This is a genomic window from Armatimonadota bacterium (genome assembly GCA_031081675.1).
Taxonomy (GTDB): Bacteria; Sysuimicrobiota; Sysuimicrobiia; order Sysuimicrobiales; family Kaftiobacteriaceae; genus Calidihabitans; species Calidihabitans tengchongensis.
Genome location: JAVHLZ010000002.1, coordinates 91,426 through 112,737, shown reverse-complemented (window position 1 = coordinate 112,737; position 21,312 = coordinate 91,426). Strand labels below are relative to the sequence as shown.

Here is a 21,312-nt window from a genome sequence, read left to right as displayed (position 1 = left end):
GGGCCGGGTGGGAGCCTGACCGGCAGGCGGGGGTGAGAGTGTGGCGACAACCGGCGCGTTGCCCGCCCGTCTGCGCGCATCCCCCTGGACCCGCCGTGTGCGGCGCGTCGCCGAGCACGTGGAGGCGGCGGCGTTCCTCCTGCCGGCAACCGCCGTGCTGGCGGTGTTCCACTTCTTCCCCATCGGGTACGCCTTCTACGTCAGCCTGCTGCGCTGGAACCTGATCGACCCCCAGCGGCCCTTTGTGGGACTGGACAACTACCGCCAGCTAGTGGCCGACGAGAAGTTCCTCGCCGCGCTGGGCAACACCACCTACTTTGCGGTGGCCTCGGTGGGGGTGACGGTCCCCCTGGCGCTGGGGTGTGCTCTGCTGCTGAACCGTCGCCTGGCGGGCATCTCCTGGTATCGCACCGCCTTCTTCATCCCCTACGTCACGCCTCTGGCGGCGGTGGCGATGGTGTGGCAGTGGCTGTACCACCCCGACCACTTCGGCCTGCTGAACGTGTTGCTCGGCAAGGTGGGCCTGCCTCCCCAGCGGTGGCTGCTGGATCCCGTTCAGGCGATGCCGGCCATGGTGGCGGTCGCGGTGTGGAGCAGCCTGGGACGGGACACGGTGATCTTCCTGGCGGGCCTGCAGGCCATTCCCCCCGAGTACTACGAGGCCGCGCAGATAGACGGAGCCAGCAGCTGGCAGCTGTTCCGGCACATCACCCTGCCCCTGCTATCCCCGACCACCTACTTCATTCTCATCATCAGCATGATCGGCGCATTTAAGGTGTTTGCCCTCCCGCTGTTTCTCACCGGGGGCGGCCCTCTCAACCGCACCCTGACCGTCGTGTACTCCATCTACCAGCAGGGGTTCCAGTACTTCCGCATGGGATACGCGGCCGCCCAGGCCTACACCCTCTTCCTCATCATCCTTCTGCTGACGCTGCTGCAGCGGCGCATCCTCTCCGGGCGGGTGCACTACGAGCTATGACCCCGGCGATCCACTCCCGGACCCCCGGGCGACGGCGCCTGTCGCTGGCCACCCTGGCGGCTCACGGAGTCCTGCTTGCCGGCTCGGCCGTGATGCTGCTCCCCTACTACCTGATGGTGGCCACCTCTCTCAAGCCGCTGCAGGAGATCTTCACCGACCCCTTCACCTGGATCCCGTCGCGTCTGGCCTGGGAAAACTACGCAGACGCCTGGAATCACGCGCCCTTTGCCCGGTATTTCCTCAACAGCACCATCATCGCCGTCACCGAAACCGCCGGCGTGCTGGTGACCTCCGCCCTGGCCGCCTACGCCTTCTCCCGCATGCGCTTTGCGGGGCGCGAAGCGCTGTTCATGATCTTCCTGGGCACCCTCATGGTCCCGGGCGAGGTCCAGCTGGTTCCCAACTACATCACCATCACCCGGCTGGGATGGCTCAACACCTACGCCGCCCTCATCGTTCCCTGGCTGGCGAGCATCTTCGGCATCTTCTTTTTGCGCCAGCACTTCGCCACCATCCCCCAGGAGCTGCAGGACGCCGCCACCATCGACGGCGCCTCCCACCTGACCTTCCTGTGGCGGGTGGTGGTCCCCCTGAGCACCCCGGCCTTCATCACGGTGGCGGTGCTGACCTTCCTGGGGTCCTGGAACGCCCTCACCTGGCCGCTGATCGTCACCAACACGCCCGAGATGCGGCCCATCATGGTGGGCCTGCTGGCCTTCTCCAGCGAGTGGGGGACGCAGCCGCGGCTGCTGATGGCCGCCGCCACCTTCGCGGTGGTGCCGGTGCTGGTGGTCTTCTTCGCCCTGCAGCGGTACTTCGTCCAGGGAATCGCCCGGGCGGGACTGCGGTTCTGACACGCCGCGGGATTTGACCGGCTCCGCGGCCTGGCGTGCCCGGGGTGGGGCGATGCTCAGAGCTGCAGTCTGCCGGTCTGTGGGTGCAGGGGAAGAACGGCCTCGTGACACCGGACTGCACCGGGCGAGCACGTTCCCGCCGCGGGAGGCGGCCCGTCGGCGCGGCCTGCCCGGGCCCTTACCCGGCCGCCGCCTCGGCAGACCTCCGGCGCCGCGCGAGCCGCAGCAGCGCCGGAGCGCACAGGGACAGCACCGACAGCGCCAGCAGCACCGCGGACACGGGCCGGGCGACGAAGATGGCCGGGCTGCCCTTGCTCATGATGAGCGCCCGGCGCAGGTTCTGCTCCATCAGGTCGCCCAGGACCAGCCCCAGGACCGCCGGCCCCAGAGGGTAGTCGTTCTTGCGCAGGTAGTAGGCCCCCAGCCCCAGCACCGTCATGGTAAGCAGGTCGAAGGCGCTGAAGTTCACCGCGTAGGTCCCCACCACGCAGATGGCCAGGATCGCGGGCAGCAGCACCCGCTCCGGCACGTACAGGATGCGCACGAACAGGCCCACCAGGGGCAGGTTCAGGATCAGCAGCACCAGGTTGCTCACGTACATGCTGGCCACCAGACCCCACACCACATCGGGGTGCTGCTGGAACAGCATGGGCCCGGGAACGACGTTGAGGACCAGCAGTGCGCCCATCATCAGCGCCGTGGTGGAGGACCCGGGGATCCCCAGGGTCAGCATGGGGATCATGTTGCCCACCGCGGCGGCGTTGTTGGCCGACTCGGGCGCGGCCACCCCGCGGATATCGCCGCGGCCGAAGGTCGAGGGGTCCCGGGCCAGCTGTTTCTCCACGCTGTAGGCCAGAAACGACGCGATGGTCGCCCCCGCCGCCGGCAGGATCCCGATGTAGAACCCGATGACGCTGCCGCGGATGATGGCCCAGAAGGACTGGACGAAGTCCTTCAGGCTGAGCCAGATGCGCTCGATCTTCACCGGGACCCGCACCTCACCGACCGCCGCCTCCGCGGAGACCATGACCTCCGAGACAGCGAACAGGCCGATCACCACCACGACGAAATCGATCCCGTCCAGGAGGTAGGGGATGTTAAAGGTGTACCGGGGGACGCCCGTCACCAGATCGGTTCCCACGGTGGCCAGCATCAGGCCAAAGCCCATGGACAGCAGCGCCTTGACCAGAGACTCTCCCGCCAGGCTGCTCACCGCCGACAGGCCGAACACCATCAGCCCGAAGTACTCGGGCGGCCCGAACGCCAGGCCCCAGGTGGCCAGCAGCGGCGAGAAGAACGTCAGCGCAATGGTGGAGAGGGTGCCCGCGATGAAGGAGCCGACGGCGGCGATGGCCAGGGCGGGGCCCGCCCGGCCCTGGCGGGCCATGGCGTACCCGTCAAAGGTCGTCACCACCGAGGACGCCTCGCCCGGGACGTTCATCAGAATCGAGGTGGTGGATCCCCCGTACATGGTCCCGTAGTAGACGGCGGTGAGCATGATCATGGCCGAGGCGGGAGGCAACCTGAACGTCAGCGGGAGCAGCAGGGCGATCCCGCCCACGGGCCCGATGCCGGGGAGCACGCCGACGATGGTCCCCACCACCGCCCCGGCCAGGGCCAGGGCCAGGTTCTCCGGGCGCAGGGCCACCTGGAAGCCGAACAGGAGGTGCTGCCAGGTGTCGCTCACCGGCGCCACCACTCCCCGCGGGGCAGGCGGACGTCCAGGGCGGCAAAGGCGTACCAGGCCGCCGCCGTGACGGCCACCGCATACAGCAGGCACCGCCACCACGGCCGTACCCCCAGCAGCCGGAAGCTCGGCGCCAGAAACAGGGCGGTGGCCAGAGGAAACCCGAGGCGCTCCAGCACCACGCTGTAGGCCAGCAGAAGGCCCCACAGCGCCAGGGCTGGCAGAGAGCGCCGCCACGCCGCCGGAGGTTCCGGCGCGCGGCGCAGCGACTCAACGAAGAGCAGGACGCTGCAGACCACCATCAGCCCGCCGATCATGAGGGGAAATGTCGCCGGGCCCAGCGCCTCGCTGCGAAACCGCGGAGGCTGGAACGTGAGGGCGTAGCGGATGTACAGGGAGGAAACGAGGAAGATGACGACGGCCGCGAACCGGTCGCTGCGCCCGCCCCGCCCCGGGCGCGCGACCGGTTCGCCCTGAAAGGTCATGGCCTGCTACTTCACAAACCCGAGCTCACGCAACAGCGTCTCGAAGTTCTTCGTGTCCTCCTCCAGGAAGCGGCGGAACCTGTCGCCGGTCAGGACGAAGGGGAACCACTGGGTGTCGGCCAGCACCTTCTCCCAGCCCTTGGTCCGGGTCATCCGGACCAGCGTCTCCTCCCAGAAGCGGACGGCGGCCGCCGGCATCTCCGGGGGGCCGTAAAAGCCGCGCCAGATGGGAAACGTCACATTGAACCCCTGTTCCGCGGCCGTGGGGACGTTGCGGAAGGCCCCGCCCAGTCGCTGCTCGGAGAAGATGGCCAGCACGCGCACCGTGCCCGCCTGGACCTGGGCCAGGACCTCCGAGGCGCCGGTGGAGAGCACCGAGGCGCTGCCGCCCAGCAGCGCCGCCAGCGCCTCCCCGCCGCCCTGATAGGGGATGTAGCGCACCTTCAGAGGGTCCACGCCCCCGGCCCGCGCGGCCTTGGCGAAGATGATGTGGTCCATGCTGCCCGGAGCCGACCCCCCGGCCACCACGCCGGCGTCGGGATTCCGCTTCAGCACTTCCAGCAGCGTCCGCAGGTTGTTGATGGTGGAGTCCCGGCGCACCACCAGCACGCCGTAGTCCGTGGTGAGGGAGGCCAGAGGGGTCACGTCCCGGTAGGTGTAGGGCGTGTTGCGGTTGACGATGGTCAGGGTGAGCGCGGGCGAGAAGGCCACGAGCGTGTAGGCGTCCCCCTTGCGCCGGGTGACCACGTGGGCGATGGCCACCGCCCCGGACCCTCCGGGCATGTTGGTTACGGTGATGGGCTGGGTGACGAGCTTCTCCTCGGCCAGCACCTTGGCCGTCATCCGGGACAGCGTGTCCCACCCGCCGCCGGGCCCCGCCGGGGCGATGATCTCCACCGGCCGGTCGGGAAACGCCGGCCCGGCCAGCCCGCCGGCCGACAGGGCGGCGACTGCCAGAACCGTCAGCGCCAGCAAAGCCCCTGTACGCATGATCGCCTCCGCCACACGGGGTGACTACCCCAAGGGAATATGCGCGCGGGAATCCCCCCGTGGCATTACGCCACCCCGGCAACCGTCTCCTGCGGGACGGCGGGGAGTGGGAGGGCTACCCGCCGCCCAGCCGCCCCAGCAGGTCACGCCTCCGGCCCCGCGCCGTCGCCCGGCCCAACGCCAGCAGGTATGCGTGGGCTTTCAACAGGACGCGGGGATCCGGGGGGAGTGCACGCTCCACCCGCAGGCGCACCTGCTCCGGGCCAGCGCGCCTGTCCACCCAGCCCAGGTCCCGCGCCACCCGCAGGATGTTGGTGTCCACGGGGAACACCGGACGGCCAAATTTGAAGAGCAGCACCACCGCCGCCGACTTGGGGCCGATCCCCGGCAGTTCCAGCAGCGCGCGCCAGGCGTCTGGCAGGGGGGCCGTCCGCAGGTACCGGCCCAGCGCGCGCACGCTTCCCCACCGGTCCTCGATGGCCTGCGCCAGGGCCACCAGGCGGCGGGCTTTCAGCCTGCCGAGCCCGATGCCGGCAATCATGGGGAAGATCTCCCGGGGGCGGGCGCGCGCCAGGCTTCGGAGGGTTCGGTGCCGCCCCCACAGGCGGGCCGTGGCCTCGCGGGCCTGGCGGGAGGTGGTCTGGTGAGACAGCACCGTGCCCACCAGTATCCGCAGCAGCGGATCCCGCCGGCGGGACCGCAGCCGTCTCAGGAGGCGGGTGGCGGCGGGGACCTCGCGGGGGATCCGCTCCAGCACCGACGGCAGTCGCCCCACTCCAGGAAGCACCCGGTCCCTCAATCTTCAGGCGACCACTCCACGCGCCATCACCGGGCTGCTACGGTGCGGCGGGAAGACTTCCTGCTTTCCGGGCTGAGAGCAGCAGGGCCGGGAGCGACGTCACGCGCTCACCACGCGCACAGCCATCAGAGGACGCGCCGAGGACACCGGGGGGCCTCCCAGAGGGAGAGGGCCCGCCACGGCCGCTGGCGGACCCTCATAGAACGACCGTCAGGGCCCCCTCGAATGGTGGGACCTCCGCCCAGTGTTCCACAACCTCGCCCTTGCGGTCCGCGTAGACTGCCACCTCCAGGGGCATCGGGGTCCGCCCGGCGAGTATGCAACTCACCTCGCCCGTTGGAGTGCGATCCACCCGGATCAGGCGGGTGGTGTGCCGGGCACGGGCGTAGTGGGCGATGTGGTCGTAGCTGACGTTGCGCTTGGGCAGCCTCGACGTCAGCGCCTCGTACCGCTCCAGCAATGCGCGCCACTCGCCGGGAGCGAGCGCCTGGGTGAAGTGCGAGTGAGTGATGGATCCTCCGAAGAAAAGACTGTTCAGCCCCAGACGGGTGTGCTCCGCCAGCCGCCGGGCAGCGGCATCCACATCGTTCGCCGGACGCAAAGGGAGGGTGAGGCCGTTAAGGAAGTCCCACGTCTGTTCCCCAAATCCGCCAGCGCGATTGTAGAGGAAGCGTTCCCCCCCTGGGAGATAAGCCCTGGCGGCATCGAAGGTTGGGTAGTGGTTGAATACAACGAAGAAGTCGTCATAAGGAGCCGGCAGGAAGTCCATAGCATAGGACATGGAGCCATAGGGGGCCGGGCGCCAGTCCTCGTGGATGTCCCCCCACCGCTCCCCCGGCAAAGTCACGTTCATTTTGAAAACGATGCCTCGCTCCCGCAGGAAGGGGACGACGGCGGGAGTCCACTCATGGTCGTGGTCGCTGAGGATTCGTGATGGCACAATACCCCATCGGCGAAACGTGTCGTCCATTTCCGCCATAAGAACACGGATTTCCTCAACCGTGTATGGGCGATCGCCCGGTCCGTAGAAGAGGCCCGTCCCCGGGGCCAGGGTGTGGGGAGCGAAGTCGGCGCGCCCCTCGACGAACAGCTGCCGCGCCCGGGCGGCACCCTCCGGCGTGAGCGCTCTCAGGCAGACACACAACGTCGGGCGGTGGCCAAACTCGTTGAGCACGTCCACAAAGGCCAAATCCGCAGCGGAGCGCCACAGCCCATGGCAGTCGTCGATGCGCAGGCGGACAAACGGGGGCATCCGCAACATAGCGAAGGGTTTGCGAGCGACCCAAACGATGCTCTTCCAGAAGAGGTCGTCCAACCCGTGGGCATGGCCCAGGTAGGAACGGGTCCAGATCTTGGGGGACACCAGCCATTGCACGACGCGTCCGGCACCCATCCGGCGAGCGACGAGGGCAGGAGCCTCGGTAAGGGATATCGCGAGAACCTCAAGATCCGGTTCTTCGGCCCGAGCGAGAGTGAGGGGGGCGGGAGTGCGCAGCCGGTGGACGACGCCGGCCTCCTGCGTGGACGTGATAAAGTGATCGGATCGGGTGATGACAATCCCGTCGGCATCAGATGTGGGAATCTGACCAGATCTCCCGGCGCCCCGCAGACCCACCGCGTGACGGAGGAGGGGATCGTAACCGGCTAGATCCCCATCGAGAATGACGAGCCCCGTCCCATCGCGTTCCACGCCGCTCAGGATATGCGCAACGGCGGTCGACGACAAAGTGGGACCCAGATGTTCCTGGGCGACGACAAGCGCAGCCACTGAGGAGAGATCCAGGGCAGTGATGTCTTGGGAGCCGATATCCCAGAGGTAGTAAGGGATTCCGAAGTGCTCAAGGGCGGCGAAGACGGCCTCGGGGAGCTGAAGGTACTCAGACCGCGCGCGGTCTACCAGCAGCACCACCGCCCCGCTGCCGCCGCTCTGGTGGGGTCGAAGGGAAGGGGCGCCGGGCATCGTTCCCCACTCCTTCAGCTCCGAGCCCAAGGGGAGATGAGCCTCTCGAGGGCCTCCACACCGTAGTACAGGAGGATGCTCATGATCGTGAGCAGCGCGAGCGCCCCGAACCCCAAGGACGTGTTGAGCTGCGAAGTTGCAGCCAGGATGAGGTAGCCCAGACCACGCTCCGCACTGACGAACTCGCCGATCACCGCCCCGATGACCGCCAGGGTGATGGCCACCTTCAACCCCACGAAAAGGTAAGGCAGAGATGTGGGAAAGCGGATCTTCACGAAGACCTGAGAGGTGGAAGGAGAGAGCGAGCGAACGAGGTCCATCAGTTCAGGGGGAACCGCGGTCAGTCCCGTGACCGTGCTCACGACGATGGGGAAGAAGCAGACGAGGAAAACCACTACAATCTTGGGTAATTCCCCGTAGCCGAGCCAGATGAGAAGGAGGGGAGCGATGGCCACCTTGGGTACTGACTGCAGGCCAAGCAGGAGTGGATAGAAGGTGCTGTACAAGATCGGGACATGGACCACCAGCGCAGCCAGGGGAATGCCCACGGCAATGGCTATGCCAAAACCCGCCAGGGTTTCGTAGAGGGTGACCCCGACGTGGTAGGGAAGGCGGGATCCCCAAGCGGCTGTAGCCTGGACGATAGACAACGGGGATGGAAGGATCCAGACGGGTACCCGCAGCAAACGAGCGACACCCTCCCACAGAAGGACGACAACCACCACCGTCAGGACCGGGAGGATGGCGGGAACAGCCCAGCGGACCGGTAGCCAGGGTGTCTCCCGGAGCGGAACCTTCACGGTCGTGCCTCCCGCCCACGGTGGAAGACCTGCTCGCGGATTTCCTCGACGTGTTCCCGGAACTCCGGCCAGAAAGCCATTTCCGTGGTGCGTGGCCGGGGCAGACGGACTGTGATGACTTTGGCCACCCGTCCCGGTCGTGGGGTCATGACGGCCACGCGGTCCGCCAACAGCACCGCCTCCGGGATGCTGTGGGTGACAAAAAGAATGGTTTTACGGTACTCTGTCCAGATGCGCAACAGCTCGAACCCCAATTCCTCCCGCGTCATGGCGTCCAGCGCGCCGAAGGGTTCGTCCATCAGAAGAACGGCAGGATCGTAGATGAGGGATCGGCAGATGGCCACCCGCTGCTGCATACCCCCGGAAAGCTCTCGAGGGAAGTGCCGCTCGAAACCACCCAGGCCCACCAGGGCGAGGAGGCGACGGGCAGCGGGCACGAACTGGGCCCGGGCAAGGCCCAGGATCTCCACCGGCAGCAGAACGTTGTCCAGCGCAGACCGCCACGGTAACAGTACCGGATCCTGGAAAACGATGCCCACCTCCCGCGAGGGAGCGGCGACAACCTGGCCGTTGAGGAAGATCGTCCCGGTGGTGGGGGACTGCAGGCCCGCGATCAACTTGAGAAGGGTGGACTTACCGCATCCCGATGGCCCCACGAGGGTGAGGAACTCCCGCTCGCCGATGGAGAGGCTGACGTCCTCCAGAGCCCGGATGGGGGGCGACCGGCGGGGAAAGTAGATCTTCGAGACGCCGTTGACGACGATCATCCGCGCCTCCACCGGTTCCTCACTGGTCACCCCGGCCCCTGATACACCCTGATGCTGGACGAGACGCGTCACGGCCTTCCGGCGAACCCCGGAACATAGATGTCTTCGACCCGCACCGGCAGGCGCAGGGTGAAGACATCGCTGATGACTTGCAGCGTCCGCCACACCCGCAGGCGATCAACGTATCCAAGGCCACGCTGTTGGGTGAGCGGTGTCGTGGCCAGCTCGCGGACCGCCTCCGTTTCCCCCTGGCCGACGTCCGGTTCGATCTGCGGGTGGTACTTGTTGATGATGCGTCCGGCCTCGGAGGGGTCCCGGAAGGCCTCCTCCATACCGCGGACGGTGGCGCGGACGAAGGCACGCAGCACGTCGGGCTGTCGCCGGATGGTTTCCTCCGCAGCGATCAGACCGTTACCGTAATAGTCCAGCCCCACGTCGGCGTAGGCCAGACGGACCAGCTCCTTGGGCGCCACACGCTTGCGCAGGAGCGGCTCTCCCACGATGAACTGTCCCACGGCATCCACCCGCCCCGTGGCGAGGAGGCCCGGCAGGGCCGCGCTGTCCGTGAAGACCCATCGAACGGCATCCTTGTTGATGCCGGCCCACTTGGCGTAAACAGGGAAAAGAGCAGGGACGGCACTCCCGGCCGTATCGGCCACGGTTCGCCCTTCCAGATCGCGGGGGAATCGGATGCCCGAGTCCCGCAAAGCGTAAATGGCGTGCGGAGGTCGGGCGTAGACGACCGCCAGGAGCTTAACCGGTACGCCGTCGTTGCCCCGGGCGAGGATGAGCGTCCCCGCGTCGGCAAACCCTATCAGCGCCCGCCCGGCGCCTACCTGTTTGATGGCATCGGCGGAGCCGCCGCCGCGCACGATCTCCACATCCAGGCCCTCCTGCCGGTAATACCCCCGATCCAGGGCCACGTAGAAGTAGGCGTGCCGCCCGTTGAACCCGAAGTCCGTGGTGAAGATGACTTTGCGGAGCGGCTGACCGCCAGCGGGCAGACCCGTCCCCACGACGACTACCGCGCCCAGGACGACCGGCCACCACATGGTCGACAGCCTCTTCACAGAACCACCTCCCTTCCCTCAGTGTGGTCAGATGACGTCCAGGCGGACTTGGGACAGGCGCGCGCGCGACTCGGCGTCCAGAGCATGGTCGCGGAGCGGAACCTCCAGCGTCCGGACGACGCCGCAAAGCTCCGTGGAGAGGTAGCGCAGACCGTTATCCGGAATGAGGGTGACCACAGTGCGGAGGTCAGGGTACCTCCCGGCTAGGCGGAGCGCGGCAACGACATTGCACCCGGCCGAGATCCCACAGAAGATGCCCTCTTCCCGCGCCAGGCGCCGCGCCATGGCGATAGCTTCCTCCGAGCGGACGCGCACCACGCCGTCGAGGAGGCGTAGGTCCAGCACTCGCGGCACAAACCCGTCCCCGATGCCTTCAATTTTGTGAACACCCCATTTTTCACCCGAAAGGATGGCGCACTCCGACGGCTCGGCAGCGTAGACACGTACGGTCGGCTTACGTTCCTTGAGATAGCGGGCGACCCCCGTGAGAGTTCCTCCCGTGCCAACCGCCGCAACAAAAGCGTCCACCGCCTCGCCCGCCTGCTCCCAGATCTCCGGTCCGGTGGTCAGGTAGTGCGCCTCCGGATTGTCCAGGTTGTTGAACTGGTCGACCACCCAGTACCGATCTGGGGCCGCGGCGACGATCTCCCGCACTTTCCGTACGACCAGGTCGACGTCGCTTTCGCCTCCGGGCGTGAAGATCACCTCCGCACCGTACGCCCGAATCACGGCGCTGCGCTCGGCGGACATCCCCTCGGGCATGACGATGACCACCGGATATCCCCTGGCCGCCCCCACCATAGCCGTGGCGATGCCGGTATTGCCGGTGGTCCCTTCGATGATCGTCATCCCCGGACGCAGCTCACCGCGCCGTTCCGCCTGGGCCACCATATAGGGAAGGATCCGGTCCTTGACACTGCCACTGGGGCCGAAGTACTCAAGCTTGGCCAGGACAGCGGCATGCACCCCTGCGGTCACACGCCTCAATTGGACCATGGGCGTGGCGCCCACCGTCTCCAGGATGCTGGGAGCAACGGATATGCGGGTCACGGTTCCCATGCAGTCCTCCCGGGTGTGGGGATGTCCGCTTTTGTCCGACGCCGAACAGCCGCCCAGCGCGCCAGGGCCGCGAGCGACCGCACAGCCACACGGGGGTTGGGCGCAACGGGGACGCCCAGTCCTTCCAGCGCGTGTAGCCAGCGCTCCCGAACCTCTCCCCCGTAGATGACCAGGACGAAAGCCTTGTGGGGATGGCGCTCGCGCAGACCGGCAAAGACCTCGCGCACGTCAGGAAAGTCAGCGTTGGGAGGAGCCAGCAGGATGGCCAGGACCATGTCGGTGTGGGGGTCGGCCAGGACTGCCTCCAGCGCTGCCTCGTGGCCTCGGCGGTTCCCGTGAACCTCAAGAGCGACCCAGAGATCCGCAGGATTTGCGGGAACCTGCCAGGCCGGGAGGAGAGTGGCTAGGCGTTCCCGCGTTGCCGGGGCGAACTCGGCGAGTTCCAGGCCAGCGGACACGATCTCATCCACCGCCATGACCCCAAGGGCCCCACTGTAACTGACCACAGCCACGCGGGGTCCTGCCGGAGGTGACGACCATGCGAGAACCCGCAGGGTGAGAAGGAAGTCCTCAACGCCCTCCGCCCGCAGCACGCCATGCTGGCGGAGGGCGCCGTCCAGAACCCGATCGTCGACCGCCAGGGCCCCTGTGTGCGAGGCGGAGGCCGACGCCCCCGGGACGGTGCGGCCCGGCTTGAGCAGCACCACTGGCTTCGTTTCACCGACCCGGCCGGCCGTCTGCAAAAAAGCGCGGACGTCCCGAATTTCTTCGAGATAGAAACCGACCACGCCTACCTCGGGATCTCCTGCCGCTGCGTGGAGGAAGTCGATCTCATCGACGTCGATCTTATTGCCGGCGTCTACGCTCATGCGGACGCCCGGCCGCTGCGTGGGACGGGACATTTCCTGCAGCATGACCGCGCCCGCGAAGATCCCCGTCTGCGCGAAGATGGCGATGGGACCCGGCGTCCACGAGGGGAAGGGAACGAAGGATCCATAGAGCCGACGATGAGGAACGACGAGCCCGATGGTGTTGGGCCCGATGGCCAGCATGCCGCTGCGGCGGATGATATCAACGAGGCGCGCCTGCTCCCGACGGCCCTCGGCGTCCGCCTCTCCGAACCCGGAGGTGATGATACACACCGCCCGCACGCCGGCAGCGGCGCACTCCTCCACCACAGGACAGACAGCGGCCCGTGGGAGGACGACGAAAGCGAGATCCGGGGCAGCGGGGAGATCACCCACCCGGGCGTAGGCTGTGTACCCGAGTACAGTGTCGGCTCGAGGGTTGACAGGATAGAGGGGTCCGGAAAATCCTCCATCCACGAGGTTCTTGAACAGGATACCTCCCGCCTTGGCCGGATTCGTGGAAGCGCCCACGACGGCAACGGACCGCGGAGACAGCAGGGGACGAAGGTCGCGCACCCCTAGGCCTCCGGAGGTTCGAGTATTACGAGGGCGTCCAGGGCTGCGCAACCATCTCGGCTGACCGCCAGGGGGTTGATGTCCACTTCGCGTATTGCCGAGAGTCGAGGATCGGCAGCGATTCCGCCCACCGTTACCAGGGTATGGATGAGCGCATCGCGCCCCTTCGGAGAGAGGGCTCTCACCCATCCCCGGCTGCCATCTCCCACTTCGGAGACCAGCGTATCTGCTTCCGCAGGCCCCAGCGGGGCCAAGCGGAACCGAACTTCTCCCCGCGCCTCCACCGTGAGGCCCCCCAGGCCAAACATGATCACCGGACCGAAGCGAGGAAGACGGGCGTATCCCACGATGCACTCCACGTCCCCGGGGAGGTACTGTTCCACCAGCACTCCCTGGACCGGAGAACCCGCCTGTACGGCACGATCCATGAGATACCGAAAACACTCCCGGACACAGCCAGGGGGGATCGGACACGCGACCCACCCCAGACGACTCTTGTGCGTGACTCCCGGAGCCACCACTTTGAGGACCACCACACCCAGCTCCCGGGCCACAGCCTCAGCTTCCTCCGCAGTACGCGCCACCCCGCCGCGAGGGACAGAAATTCCCAGCGCGGCAAGCAGCCGTTTGGCCTCGGGTTCAGTGAGGATCGTTCGGGCAGTTGCGCGAACGCCCTCAAGTGGGTCGCGGAACGTCAGGTCGGCCATCGTCGCACCGCCTCAGGGTGCCAAGTCGGACGAGACCTGTACTTCGAGGCCCCAACCGGGCGCTGAAAACGATGGCCGTGGCCCCGGTCCGTGAGGCGACAGTCTGGCGGGACGGCTCCCGATCGTAGAAGGGCAGGCACTCACCTGCAAGCCCCGCCCCAGGTGGTCAAGTCCGAATCTCGAAGATATGGTTGAAAACCACCCGCCGGTGCTGGCGCCCACTCCCGATTGGAGCCTCCAAACAGTGACCGCCCTCTGTTCGTCCACGTCAGCCCCTCGCGTGCGCACACCACGTCCAGACAGGACAGACTAGGGCACGCGCAACACCACCTTCCCAAAGTGGGCTCGAGACTCCATGTACCGGTGCGCTGCGGCAGCTTCCTCCAAAGGAAAGACGCGATCTACCACCGGCTTCAGCCGACCAGCACGGAAGAGGGGCATCATGACCTCTAGCTCCCGTTTGGTGGCGCTGTTGGAGCCGAGGATAGTCAGTTCCTTATGGAACACGTAGGCGATGTTCATGGTCACGTCGTAACCTGCCGTACCTCCCGTGGTGACCAGCCGCCCCCCGCGGGTCAGACTGCGAATGGACTTCTCCCATACCTCTCCGCCGACGTGCTCCACGACCACGTCCACCCCACGCTTGTTGGTAAGGCGCATGACCTCCTGCTGAAAATCGTGTGTGGCGTAGTTGATGGTGACGTCCGCTCCCAGGGCTCGGGCCCGGTCCAGCTTCCAGTCCTCACTACTTGTGGCAAAAACGGTCGCACCCACGAGCTTGGCGATCTGTATGGCCGCCGTGCTCACCCCCGCACTGGCCGCGTGAACCAGAACGATTTCCCCTGGCCGCACGTTAGCTCTGCTCACGAGCATGTGCCAGGCAGTTCCGAAGACGGTGGGGATAGCCGCTCCCTCCTCCCAGGTCAGATCCTCGGGAAGAGGAATGAGATTGCCCGCAGGGACCAGAACATACTCAGCGTACGCCCCCGGCAGGTGGGCTCCCAGGTACCTGTAGTTGAGAGCGCACCTGTTGGGATGGCCGCTGAGACACTGCTCACACTGCTGGCAGGAAACGACCCACCAGGCAGTCACACGCTGGCCCGGCCGGACTGCGGATGGAGCGTCCGGACCCACCTCCGCCACCTCTCCGGCGAAATCCGCCCCCAGGATGTGGGGAAATCCTGGGTTAGGGCGGTAGCGGCCGGAGCGGGCCATGAGATCGAAGGCATTAACCCCCGCTGCCCGGACGCGCACGAGGGCCTGCCCGGGTCCGGGGACCGGGCGGGGAACCTCCGCAGAGACCAGGACCTCGGGCCCGCCATACTGATAGTAGACACACGCCCGCATGGTGGCGGTGGACGTGGGCGGCGTGCTCACCTGGATTCCCCTCCTCTACCGCTGACCGCTTACCCGGCCTCCCCGACTCCTCGTGCGGTGCGTCGCCTGCCCGTAACCCCCGGCCAAAGCGAAGGCCCTTGCGAACCCGCATAGATGGGTTTAGTATATCAGATGTCACGTTTCACGACCAGTGCCGGATGGTGAATCCGTGCCCCTCCCTCCCCGGGTTCCTCGCATCGAACGGCAGCTGATCCGGGAGCGCGTCTATGCAACGCTTAAGACGTGGATCCTCGATGGGACTCTCCGGCCGAACGAAACCATCCGGGACGTCGAGCTGGCCGCTCGTCTTGGGGTCAGCCGGACACCGCTGCGTGAGGCCGTGCGCCGGCTGGAAGACGAGGGGTTGATCCACACCGCAGCCAACCGTTGGACCCGCGTAGCTCCCATAGACATCCCTGAGGCGGAACGGATCTACCCCATGGTGTGGACCCTGGAGGCGCTGGCCGTACGGCTGGCGGCGCCCCACCTGACTGCTGACGACCTCAAGGCCATGGACGAAGCCAACGCCTCGCTACGCCGCGCGCTGGCCCGCCGAGATCCCGTGGGGGCCTCCATGGCGGACCAGGAGTTCCACGCAGTTTTCATCCATCGGGCAGACCATCCGGAACTGAGGCAGACCCTGGAGTGGTTGAAGGCGAAGATTCGCCGTGTGGAAGTCCTGTACTTCGGCGGTACTTTGGTGGCTGAAGCCTCGGTGGAGGAACACAGACGGATCCTGCAGGCCCTGCGGGCGAGGGATATCTCAGCGGCCGCGCGGGAAGTGCAGAGCAATTGGCAGAACAGCCTGGGGAGACTCCGGGCCTACCTGGATAGACGACGGGCGCGAGAAGGCGTTCCCCCGCACCCGATCCCGCGCAACCGTTAGCCATCCTCGGTCGAGATGAGTGCTCCGGGGGTGTGGAAAGCGTGACAAGAAGGGAACAGGCAACGGCGGCACCGTCCCCCCGGGAGCGGCCGCAAACTCTCAGCGGCTGCATTCCCCTTCTCCGGGCGACCTCAGACGTCGCCCCCACGCGATGAGCGGCCCGTCACCTCTGCCCGTAGGTGGCGTCCACCGGGAAGGGAATGGCGGTGCGCACGTCCGGGACGCCCAGCAGGTACTGCATCAGGCGGTCAAACCCCAGCCCGTAGCCCGCCCGCCGCTGAGGCTGTCCGTCGAACAGCGCCAGGTAGGGCTCGAAGACGTCCGGCTGCCCGCCGGCGGCGAGGAGCTGGGCGTACATGGGACTGCCGTACAGCTTGTCCCGCAGGCGCTGGGGGTCGTGCTCGCGGACCGACGACCCGAACGTCTCCCCCGCCAGCGGCAGCAGCACATCGCAGCAGTCCACGGTCAGCCCGCCGTTGGCCCGGGTATCGTGCATGTTGAAGAACTTGATCGGGGCGGGATACCGGACGACCCAGGTGATGCCGAACCGGGCCGTCAGGGCCGCCTCGTCGGCGGCGGTCAGGTCCTCTCCCCAGGCCTTCCCCAGCAGGGAGACGGCCTCGTCGTAGGTGATCACCGTCAGGCGCTGCAGGTCGGCCGCCAGGGCGTCCCCGCGCCCGGGGGGCAGCAGCGGGTGGTCGCAGACGGCGGTGATGACCGCCCGCACCAGATCCTGCTGGTGGGCGACCAGCGCATCCAGGTCCCACTCCCGGGCCTCCGCCTCCACCAGGGTGAACTCGCACAGATGCCGGCCGTCGGCGCGGGGTTCGGCCCGGAACGACCGCCCCACGGTGTACACGCGGGGGATCCCCCAGCGCACCAGGGCCACCTCCAGGTCCAGCTGGGCCGTCTGGCGCAGGAACATCCGCCGGCCCAGAAAGTCCAGGCCGAACACCGTGGGCACGCTCTCGCAGGCTCCGGTGCCGGCGGTGATCTCGGGGGTATCCAGCTCCACGAATCCCTGGGAAGTCAGGACGTCGCGCACTGCGCGCATCACATCAGCCCGCAGCAGGACCAGAGCCACAGGATCCTCGGGGGGCACACCGCGGGGGGCAACCGAAAGGCCCGGGCGCTCCAGCGCCGGGCCGGCCGAAAGGCTCATCTCTGCCACCTCCTTACCCGCCTCACCGGACGGGATTTAAAGGAGCCGTCTTTGCGGCACACCCTAACACACTCCCCGGCGCCCGGTCAAGATAGCGAGGTTGTTCTTTGCGCAACTTCACATCCCGGCGGTGGACAAAAAGATGCGGGATGCTTGACCTTGCCCGCACAGGAGCAGGGGCGCGATATCCGGCGCAGAAACGCCATCTCATCATGACGGACCCACGCGGACCCCGGGCTCCTCAGTGGCTGAAAAGGCTGGGCAGTCGCATCCGGCTGGCCCGCCGCGTGAGCGGCCTGACCCAGACCGACATCGCCCGGCCCAACCTCACCAAGAGCTTCATCAGCCTCCTGGAGTCGGGGCGCACGTATCCCTCGGTCTCCACCCTGGTGGCCCTCGCAGACCGGCTGCAGACGTCCCTGGCTCTGCTGGTGCTGGACCCCTCGCAGCTCCCCCGGGAGACTACCCTCAACCTGCTGGCCCTGGCCCGGTCGGCCGCGACGGCGCCGGCCCAGGCGGAACGCCTGCTGGTGGCGGCCGAGGCCCTGGCCGGCGAGACCCCGGACCTGCAGGCCGAACTGCTGCTGGCCCGGGCGGACGTGGCCGCGACCCAGGGACGCCCCCGGGACGCCGAGCGGATCCTCCGGGAGGGGTTGGCCTGGGTCCGCCGCCGGGCCCTCACGCGTTACGAGCCCCGGATCCTGTCCAGGCTGGCGTCCCTGAGCCTGGGCCGGGGCGACGAAGATGCGGCTCGCCAGAACCTCGAAGACGCGCTGGCGGCCTTCCGGACCACGCGCACGCTCCGCTCGCTGGAAGGGTGCGAGGCCTTGCTCAGCTACGGGGAGGTCCTGGGCCGGCGAGGCCGCCCCGGGCGCGCCCAGCGGATTTTCGAAGAGGTGATCCAGGTGGCCCGGCGCCAGGACCTGCCGGTGATACTGGGGCGGGCCCATCTGGCCCTGGCCCGGCTGCACCTGGCCGGCGGACGTCAGCCGCAGGCTCTGGCCGCCCTGCGCGCCGCCCGCGAGGTCCTGCTTCCCGTCGAGGATGGCGCCGCCCACGCGTCTGCCCTGCAACTGCTCGGACGCCTGCTGGCCGAGGTGGGCGAAGTCCAGGAGGCCCACCAGATCCTCTCGCACGCCCGCGCGGCGGCAGAACGGACGGGCGATGCCCGCACCCGCGCGGCGGTCCTGGATGACCTGGCCCGGGTGCTGATCCGCATGGGGAAGGTCACCGAGGCCCACCGACACGCCCGGGAGGCTCTGGCCCTGGCCGAGGCCCACAAGGATGCCGCCCAGCGCGCTCGATGCCTGGCTACCCTGGGGCGGGTGGCGAAGGCCCAGCGCAGGTGGAAGGCGGCGGTCGACCACCTTCGACAGGCGGTGGACCTGTTCGGGCGCCTGCGGCTGACGGCTGAACTGGGCGAGACCGCCCGGGAACTGGGGATGCTCCTCAGGGAGCGAGGAGACCACGCGGCGGCTGCAGAGTACCTGTCCATGGCCGTTGGCTCCGCCCCGGGCGGGGGACGCCCGCCCGACGACGGAAAGTAATCCCGGCCCCCGCGGTCCAGACCGCTCCTGCGCCCGATCCCCATCTGTCCTATAATCAGGGAGGCAGGAGGGGTGCCCCGAACTGGCTAAGGGACCGGTCTCGAAAACCGGCGGGGCGCAAGCCCCTTGTGGGTTCGAGTCCCACCCCCTCCGCCAGATGCCGGTTGAAAGCGCGAACACCCTCCCCGGGGTCCGCATGACTGTAACGCCCAGGCACACTTCCTTTCGGACCGTCGGCCGGAGGCGAGGGCGACGCCGTGAAAGCCGTGAAGGTTGCAGGCGCCAGGGGGTTCTTCCGAATCGTGGCCGGCACCCCCCGATCGCAGGCGGCCACCATGGTCCTGCGTCCCGGCCAGACGACCGGAGGAACCGACAACCGCCACCCGCACGAGGATCAGTGGCTGTACGTGATCTCGGGAACGGGGCTGGCCATCGTGGAGGGCCGCAGAATTCGTCTGACGCCCGGGACCCTGCTGCTCATCGAGGCGGGGGAGGCCCACGAGATCCGGGGCACGGGACCTGAGCCTCTGGTGACCGTCAACGTCTACGCCCCGCCGGCGTATTGAGGCGGGCTCCGCCCGCGCCGCGACCGAAAAGACAGGCGGCCGGGGCATTCCGGCGGGGCCCCTCAGAAGTGGGGGACGGGTTCCCCCGCCAGGACATGGTCCCCGGCCGCACCCTCAATGCCTTCTCACGGACGGGGGAGCACGTTCACCGCACCAGCCTGCCCGCGCGCCCCGTGGTCGAAGACGCCGCACACGAAGGGGAATGACCCCACCTGGTCGGCCACGAACTCGATCTCGGCCTGCTGGCCGGGAGCCACCGCGAAGAAACGGCGCTCGTCGTCGACCCCTTCGCGGAACAGGGTGCCGCGGAAATTGACCTGCTTTCCCACCAGCCAGCGAGCCGCGAAGCTGTGGGTGCGCCCGTCGGGGTCGTCGTTGATGAGGACCAGAACGACGGTCTCGCCCTGGGTGACCGTGATCAGGCTCGGCACGAACATATACGACCGCATCCGGATCTCAATGACCCGCCGGGACTGCGCCTGCGCCGGTGCGACCGCCAGCACCAGCGCCGCCAGCACTGCGAAGAGCGCAACCCGCCGCATCCACATGCCCTGACCCCTCCCCGAGGCCGGAAACGGCCAGCCCGCATGATGGCCTACCTGTATCCGCCGCGTGTAACGGGCACATCACGAACCCCGGGCGTCGTTTGACACTCCCCGCGGGCCGCGCCTATCATCTACTCGCGGTGGGGTGCGGGAGTGGCTGATCCGGCGCGCCTGGAGAGCGCGTAGGCGGCTAACACCGCCTCGTGGGTTCAAATCCCACCCCCACCGCCATCAAGGAGCCGCCGTCTGGCACCCACGAGGCGGAGGGGGGTGCGGGGGAGGCTGGATGCGAAGCGCCATCCGGACCGGAGGAGTTCAACCGGATGCCCCGAACGCCATCCCCACGATGCCTGCGGACCTGAACGCGCTCAGACGGGTGGGCCTGTTCGCCTCCCTGGGGGACGACCTGCTGACGGGGCTGGTCCAGCAGTTGCGGCGCCGCAGCTTCTCCCGGGGGACGATGCTGTTCCACAAGGACCAGGCCGGCGACGCCCTGTACATCGTCGAGTCCGGCCGCGTGCGCATCTTTCTGCCGGCGCCGGGCGGGGAGGAGCTCACGGTGGAGATCGCCGGGCCCGGGGACGTTTTCGGAGAGCTGGCCCTGCTGGACGGCCGCCCGCGGTCCGCCAGCGCGGAAGCCCTGGAGGACACGGTGGTCCTCACCCTCGGCCGGGAGGAATTCCTCCGTCATCTCCGCACCACGCCTTCGCTCGCGGCCGCCCTGGTGGAACTGTTGAGCAGCCGGCTCCGCCACGTGACCGAGTACGCCGAGAGCCTGGCGTTCCTGGACATCCGCGCCCGGCTGGCGCGCACGCTGCTGGAGATGGCCGACCGCTACGGAGTCCGCCGGGACGGGGTGGAGATCGATCTGGACCTGACCCAGACGGACCTGGCTACGATGGTGGGGGCGACCCGCGAGCGGGTGAACCGCGCCCTCGGCATGCTTCGGGCTCAGGGCCTGGTGGATCTGCGGGGGAAGAGGATCATCCTGCCGGATCCCTCACGACTGCGGCAGTGGACTGCCCCCTGAAGTCGGGCCTCCCGTAAGTGGCGGACCTCTCCTCCCCTCCGGACGCGCCGCCGGCGGCGCGCAGCCTGCGGAAGATCCGTTCCGCCTCAGCGGCGTAATCGGCCACCCGCCACAGCTCGGCCAACGCGCAACGGAATTCCCTGGCCGCTACCCGCCCCGGATTCACGGTCATCCCTCCTCGGTCTACCCCAGAACTGTCCGGACGGCCCACCGGGCGGCCACCGTCAGCTGAGACACCAACCTGCGCAAGCCCTCGTATCTGGCGGCGGCCGCCCGGGCGCCCTCGGCCTCTGCCTCCATGGCCAGTCGGTGGCGGTCGGCCGCCGCCTGCGCGTCCTGGTGGAGCTGATCGGCGATGTTGTTCAGACCATATGGCCCGTGCATTCCCGTCCTCCTCACGACCTCTGAATGCGATGCACGGCCACTGTACCGGGAAGCGACCAGTCCGGCGACGACCCCGGTCACGGCCCTCCTGTGATCCGAGGCACACGCCGTGCGGATACGGTGTCTGCCATCAGATAGCCGCGGACCGCGAAAATTTTGGGGTCAGACCCTCATCGCTGCGATGAAGCGGCGGGACGCCGGCCGGCGGAGGGGACCGCTCCGTTCCCGGCGGGG

21 protein-coding genes and 2 tRNA genes are annotated in these 21,312 nt (G+C 67.9%); 8 read left to right on the top strand and 15 right to left on the bottom strand.

Annotated elements, in window-relative coordinates; all coding sequences use genetic code 11:
• Positions 1-97: 97 nt before the first annotated feature.
• Together RB150_01395 and RB150_01390 are read left to right on the top strand one after the other, a co-directional pair.
• Positions 98-979: a sugar ABC transporter permease gene (locus RB150_01395; protein ID MDQ7819196.1), complete on the top strand. Its 882-nt coding sequence runs from the start codon at positions 98-100 to the stop codon at positions 977-979.
• Positions 980-1,071: 92 nt separating this feature from the next.
• Complete coding sequence (locus RB150_01390) at positions 1,072-1,833, top strand: carbohydrate ABC transporter permease (GenBank protein ID MDQ7819195.1); 762 nt, start codon at positions 1,072-1,074, stop codon at positions 1,831-1,833.
• 178 nt (positions 1,834-2,011) lie between these two features.
• Here RB150_01390 and RB150_01385 read toward each other — a convergent pair whose 3' ends face one another.
• The 12 genes from RB150_01385 to RB150_01330 all read right to left on the bottom strand — a co-directional run bounded on the left by RB150_01385 (position 2,012) and on the right by RB150_01330 (position 14,958).
• Positions 2,012-3,520, bottom strand: coding sequence for a tripartite tricarboxylate transporter permease (locus tag RB150_01385; protein ID MDQ7819194.1), 1,509 nt, complete (start codon positions 3,518-3,520; stop codon positions 2,012-2,014).
• Positions 3,517-4,005: a tripartite tricarboxylate transporter TctB family protein gene (locus tag RB150_01380; GenBank protein ID MDQ7819193.1), complete on the bottom strand. Its 489-nt coding sequence runs from the start codon at positions 4,003-4,005 to the stop codon at positions 3,517-3,519. Before RB150_01380 ends, RB150_01385 begins: the two co-directional genes overlap by 4 nt.
• A 6-nt stretch (positions 4,006-4,011) precedes the next feature.
• On the bottom strand, positions 4,012-4,995 hold the full coding sequence (locus RB150_01375; GenBank protein MDQ7819192.1) for a tripartite tricarboxylate transporter substrate binding protein: 984 nt from the start codon (positions 4,993-4,995) through the stop codon (positions 4,012-4,014).
• Between the two features lie 115 nt (positions 4,996-5,110).
• Positions 5,111-5,770, bottom strand: coding sequence for a hypothetical protein (locus RB150_01370; GenBank protein ID MDQ7819191.1), 660 nt, complete (start codon positions 5,768-5,770; stop codon positions 5,111-5,113).
• Positions 5,771-5,990: 220 nt separating this feature from the next.
• Entirely contained in the window at positions 5,991-7,703 is a 1,713-nt protein-coding gene (locus tag RB150_01365) for a hypothetical protein (GenBank protein MDQ7819190.1), read from the bottom strand.
• Between the two features lie 65 nt (positions 7,704-7,768).
• The gene (locus RB150_01360; protein ID MDQ7819189.1) at positions 7,769-8,554 is read right to left on the bottom strand and encodes an ABC transporter permease; all 786 of its coding nucleotides are present in this window, start codon (positions 8,552-8,554) and stop codon (positions 7,769-7,771) included.
• Positions 8,551-9,351 carry an ABC transporter ATP-binding protein gene (locus RB150_01355; GenBank protein MDQ7819188.1) on the bottom strand — a complete coding sequence of 267 codons (801 nt, stop codon included), beginning with the start codon at positions 9,349-9,351 and terminating at the stop codon, positions 8,551-8,553. Before RB150_01355 ends, RB150_01360 begins: the two co-directional genes overlap by 4 nt.
• Before the next feature lie 38 nt (positions 9,352-9,389).
• Positions 9,390-10,391 carry an ABC transporter substrate-binding protein gene (locus RB150_01350; protein MDQ7819187.1) on the bottom strand — a complete coding sequence of 334 codons (1,002 nt, stop codon included), beginning with the start codon at positions 10,389-10,391 and terminating at the stop codon, positions 9,390-9,392.
• A gap of 27 nt (positions 10,392-10,418) precedes the next feature.
• A complete protein-coding gene (cysK, locus tag RB150_01345) occupies positions 10,419-11,450 on the bottom strand; it encodes a cysteine synthase A (protein ID MDQ7819186.1) in 1,032 nt (343 codons plus the stop codon).
• A complete protein-coding gene (locus RB150_01340; GenBank protein ID MDQ7819185.1) occupies positions 11,438-12,874 on the bottom strand; it encodes a CoA-binding protein in 1,437 nt (478 codons plus the stop codon). Before RB150_01340 ends, cysK begins: the two co-directional genes overlap by 13 nt.
• Positions 12,875-12,876: 2 nt before the next feature.
• Positions 12,877-13,581, bottom strand: a complete 705-nt coding sequence (locus tag RB150_01335; protein MDQ7819184.1) for an acetate--CoA ligase family protein — start codon at positions 13,579-13,581, stop codon at positions 12,877-12,879.
• A gap of 309 nt (positions 13,582-13,890) precedes the next feature.
• On the bottom strand, positions 13,891-14,958 hold the full coding sequence (locus RB150_01330) for a zinc-binding dehydrogenase (protein MDQ7819183.1): 1,068 nt from the start codon (positions 14,956-14,958) through the stop codon (positions 13,891-13,893).
• Positions 14,959-15,109: 151 nt separating this feature from the next.
• Between RB150_01330 and RB150_01325 the strand changes: the two genes are divergently transcribed.
• Positions 15,110-15,844 carry a GntR family transcriptional regulator gene (locus RB150_01325; GenBank protein ID MDQ7819182.1) on the top strand — a complete coding sequence of 245 codons (735 nt, stop codon included), beginning with the start codon at positions 15,110-15,112 and terminating at the stop codon, positions 15,842-15,844.
• 163 nt (positions 15,845-16,007) lie between these two features.
• On the opposite strand, the gene RB150_01320 is transcribed toward RB150_01325, so the two are convergent.
• On the bottom strand, positions 16,008-16,928 hold the full coding sequence (locus RB150_01320; protein MDQ7819181.1) for an amino acid--tRNA ligase-related protein: 921 nt from the start codon (positions 16,926-16,928) through the stop codon (positions 16,008-16,010).
• A 365-nt stretch (positions 16,929-17,293) separates the two neighbouring features.
• Here RB150_01320 and RB150_01315 point away from each other — a divergent pair, with 365 nt between their 5' ends.
• From RB150_01315 to RB150_01305, 3 genes are all read left to right on the top strand, one after another.
• Positions 17,294-18,553, top strand: a complete 1,260-nt coding sequence (locus RB150_01315; protein MDQ7819180.1) for a tetratricopeptide repeat protein — start codon at positions 17,294-17,296, stop codon at positions 18,551-18,553.
• 66 nt (positions 18,554-18,619) lie between these two features.
• Positions 18,620-18,709: transfer RNA gene (locus RB150_01310), tRNA-Ser, on the top strand.
• 101 nt (positions 18,710-18,810) lie between these two features.
• On the top strand, positions 18,811-19,119 hold the full coding sequence (locus RB150_01305; protein MDQ7819179.1) for a cupin domain-containing protein: 309 nt from the start codon (positions 18,811-18,813) through the stop codon (positions 19,117-19,119).
• Positions 19,120-19,244: 125 nt separating this feature from the next.
• On the opposite strand, the gene RB150_01300 is transcribed toward RB150_01305, so the two are convergent.
• Complete coding sequence (locus tag RB150_01300) at positions 19,245-19,661, bottom strand: cupredoxin domain-containing protein (protein ID MDQ7819178.1); 417 nt, start codon at positions 19,659-19,661, stop codon at positions 19,245-19,247.
• A 142-nt stretch (positions 19,662-19,803) separates the two neighbouring features.
• On the opposite strand from RB150_01300, the gene RB150_01295 reads away from it, so the two are divergent.
• Both RB150_01295 and RB150_01290 read left to right on the top strand, forming a co-directional pair.
• Positions 19,804-19,895 (top strand) — tRNA-Ser (locus tag RB150_01295).
• 115 nt (positions 19,896-20,010) lie between these two features.
• The gene (locus RB150_01290; protein ID MDQ7819177.1) at positions 20,011-20,694 is read left to right on the top strand and encodes a Crp/Fnr family transcriptional regulator; all 684 of its coding nucleotides are present in this window, start codon (positions 20,011-20,013) and stop codon (positions 20,692-20,694) included.
• Between the two features lie 183 nt (positions 20,695-20,877).
• Here RB150_01290 and RB150_01285 read toward each other — a convergent pair whose 3' ends face one another.
• Positions 20,878-21,078, bottom strand: coding sequence for a hypothetical protein (locus RB150_01285; GenBank protein MDQ7819176.1), 201 nt, complete (start codon positions 21,076-21,078; stop codon positions 20,878-20,880).
• Between the last annotated feature and the right edge of the window lie 234 nt (positions 21,079-21,312).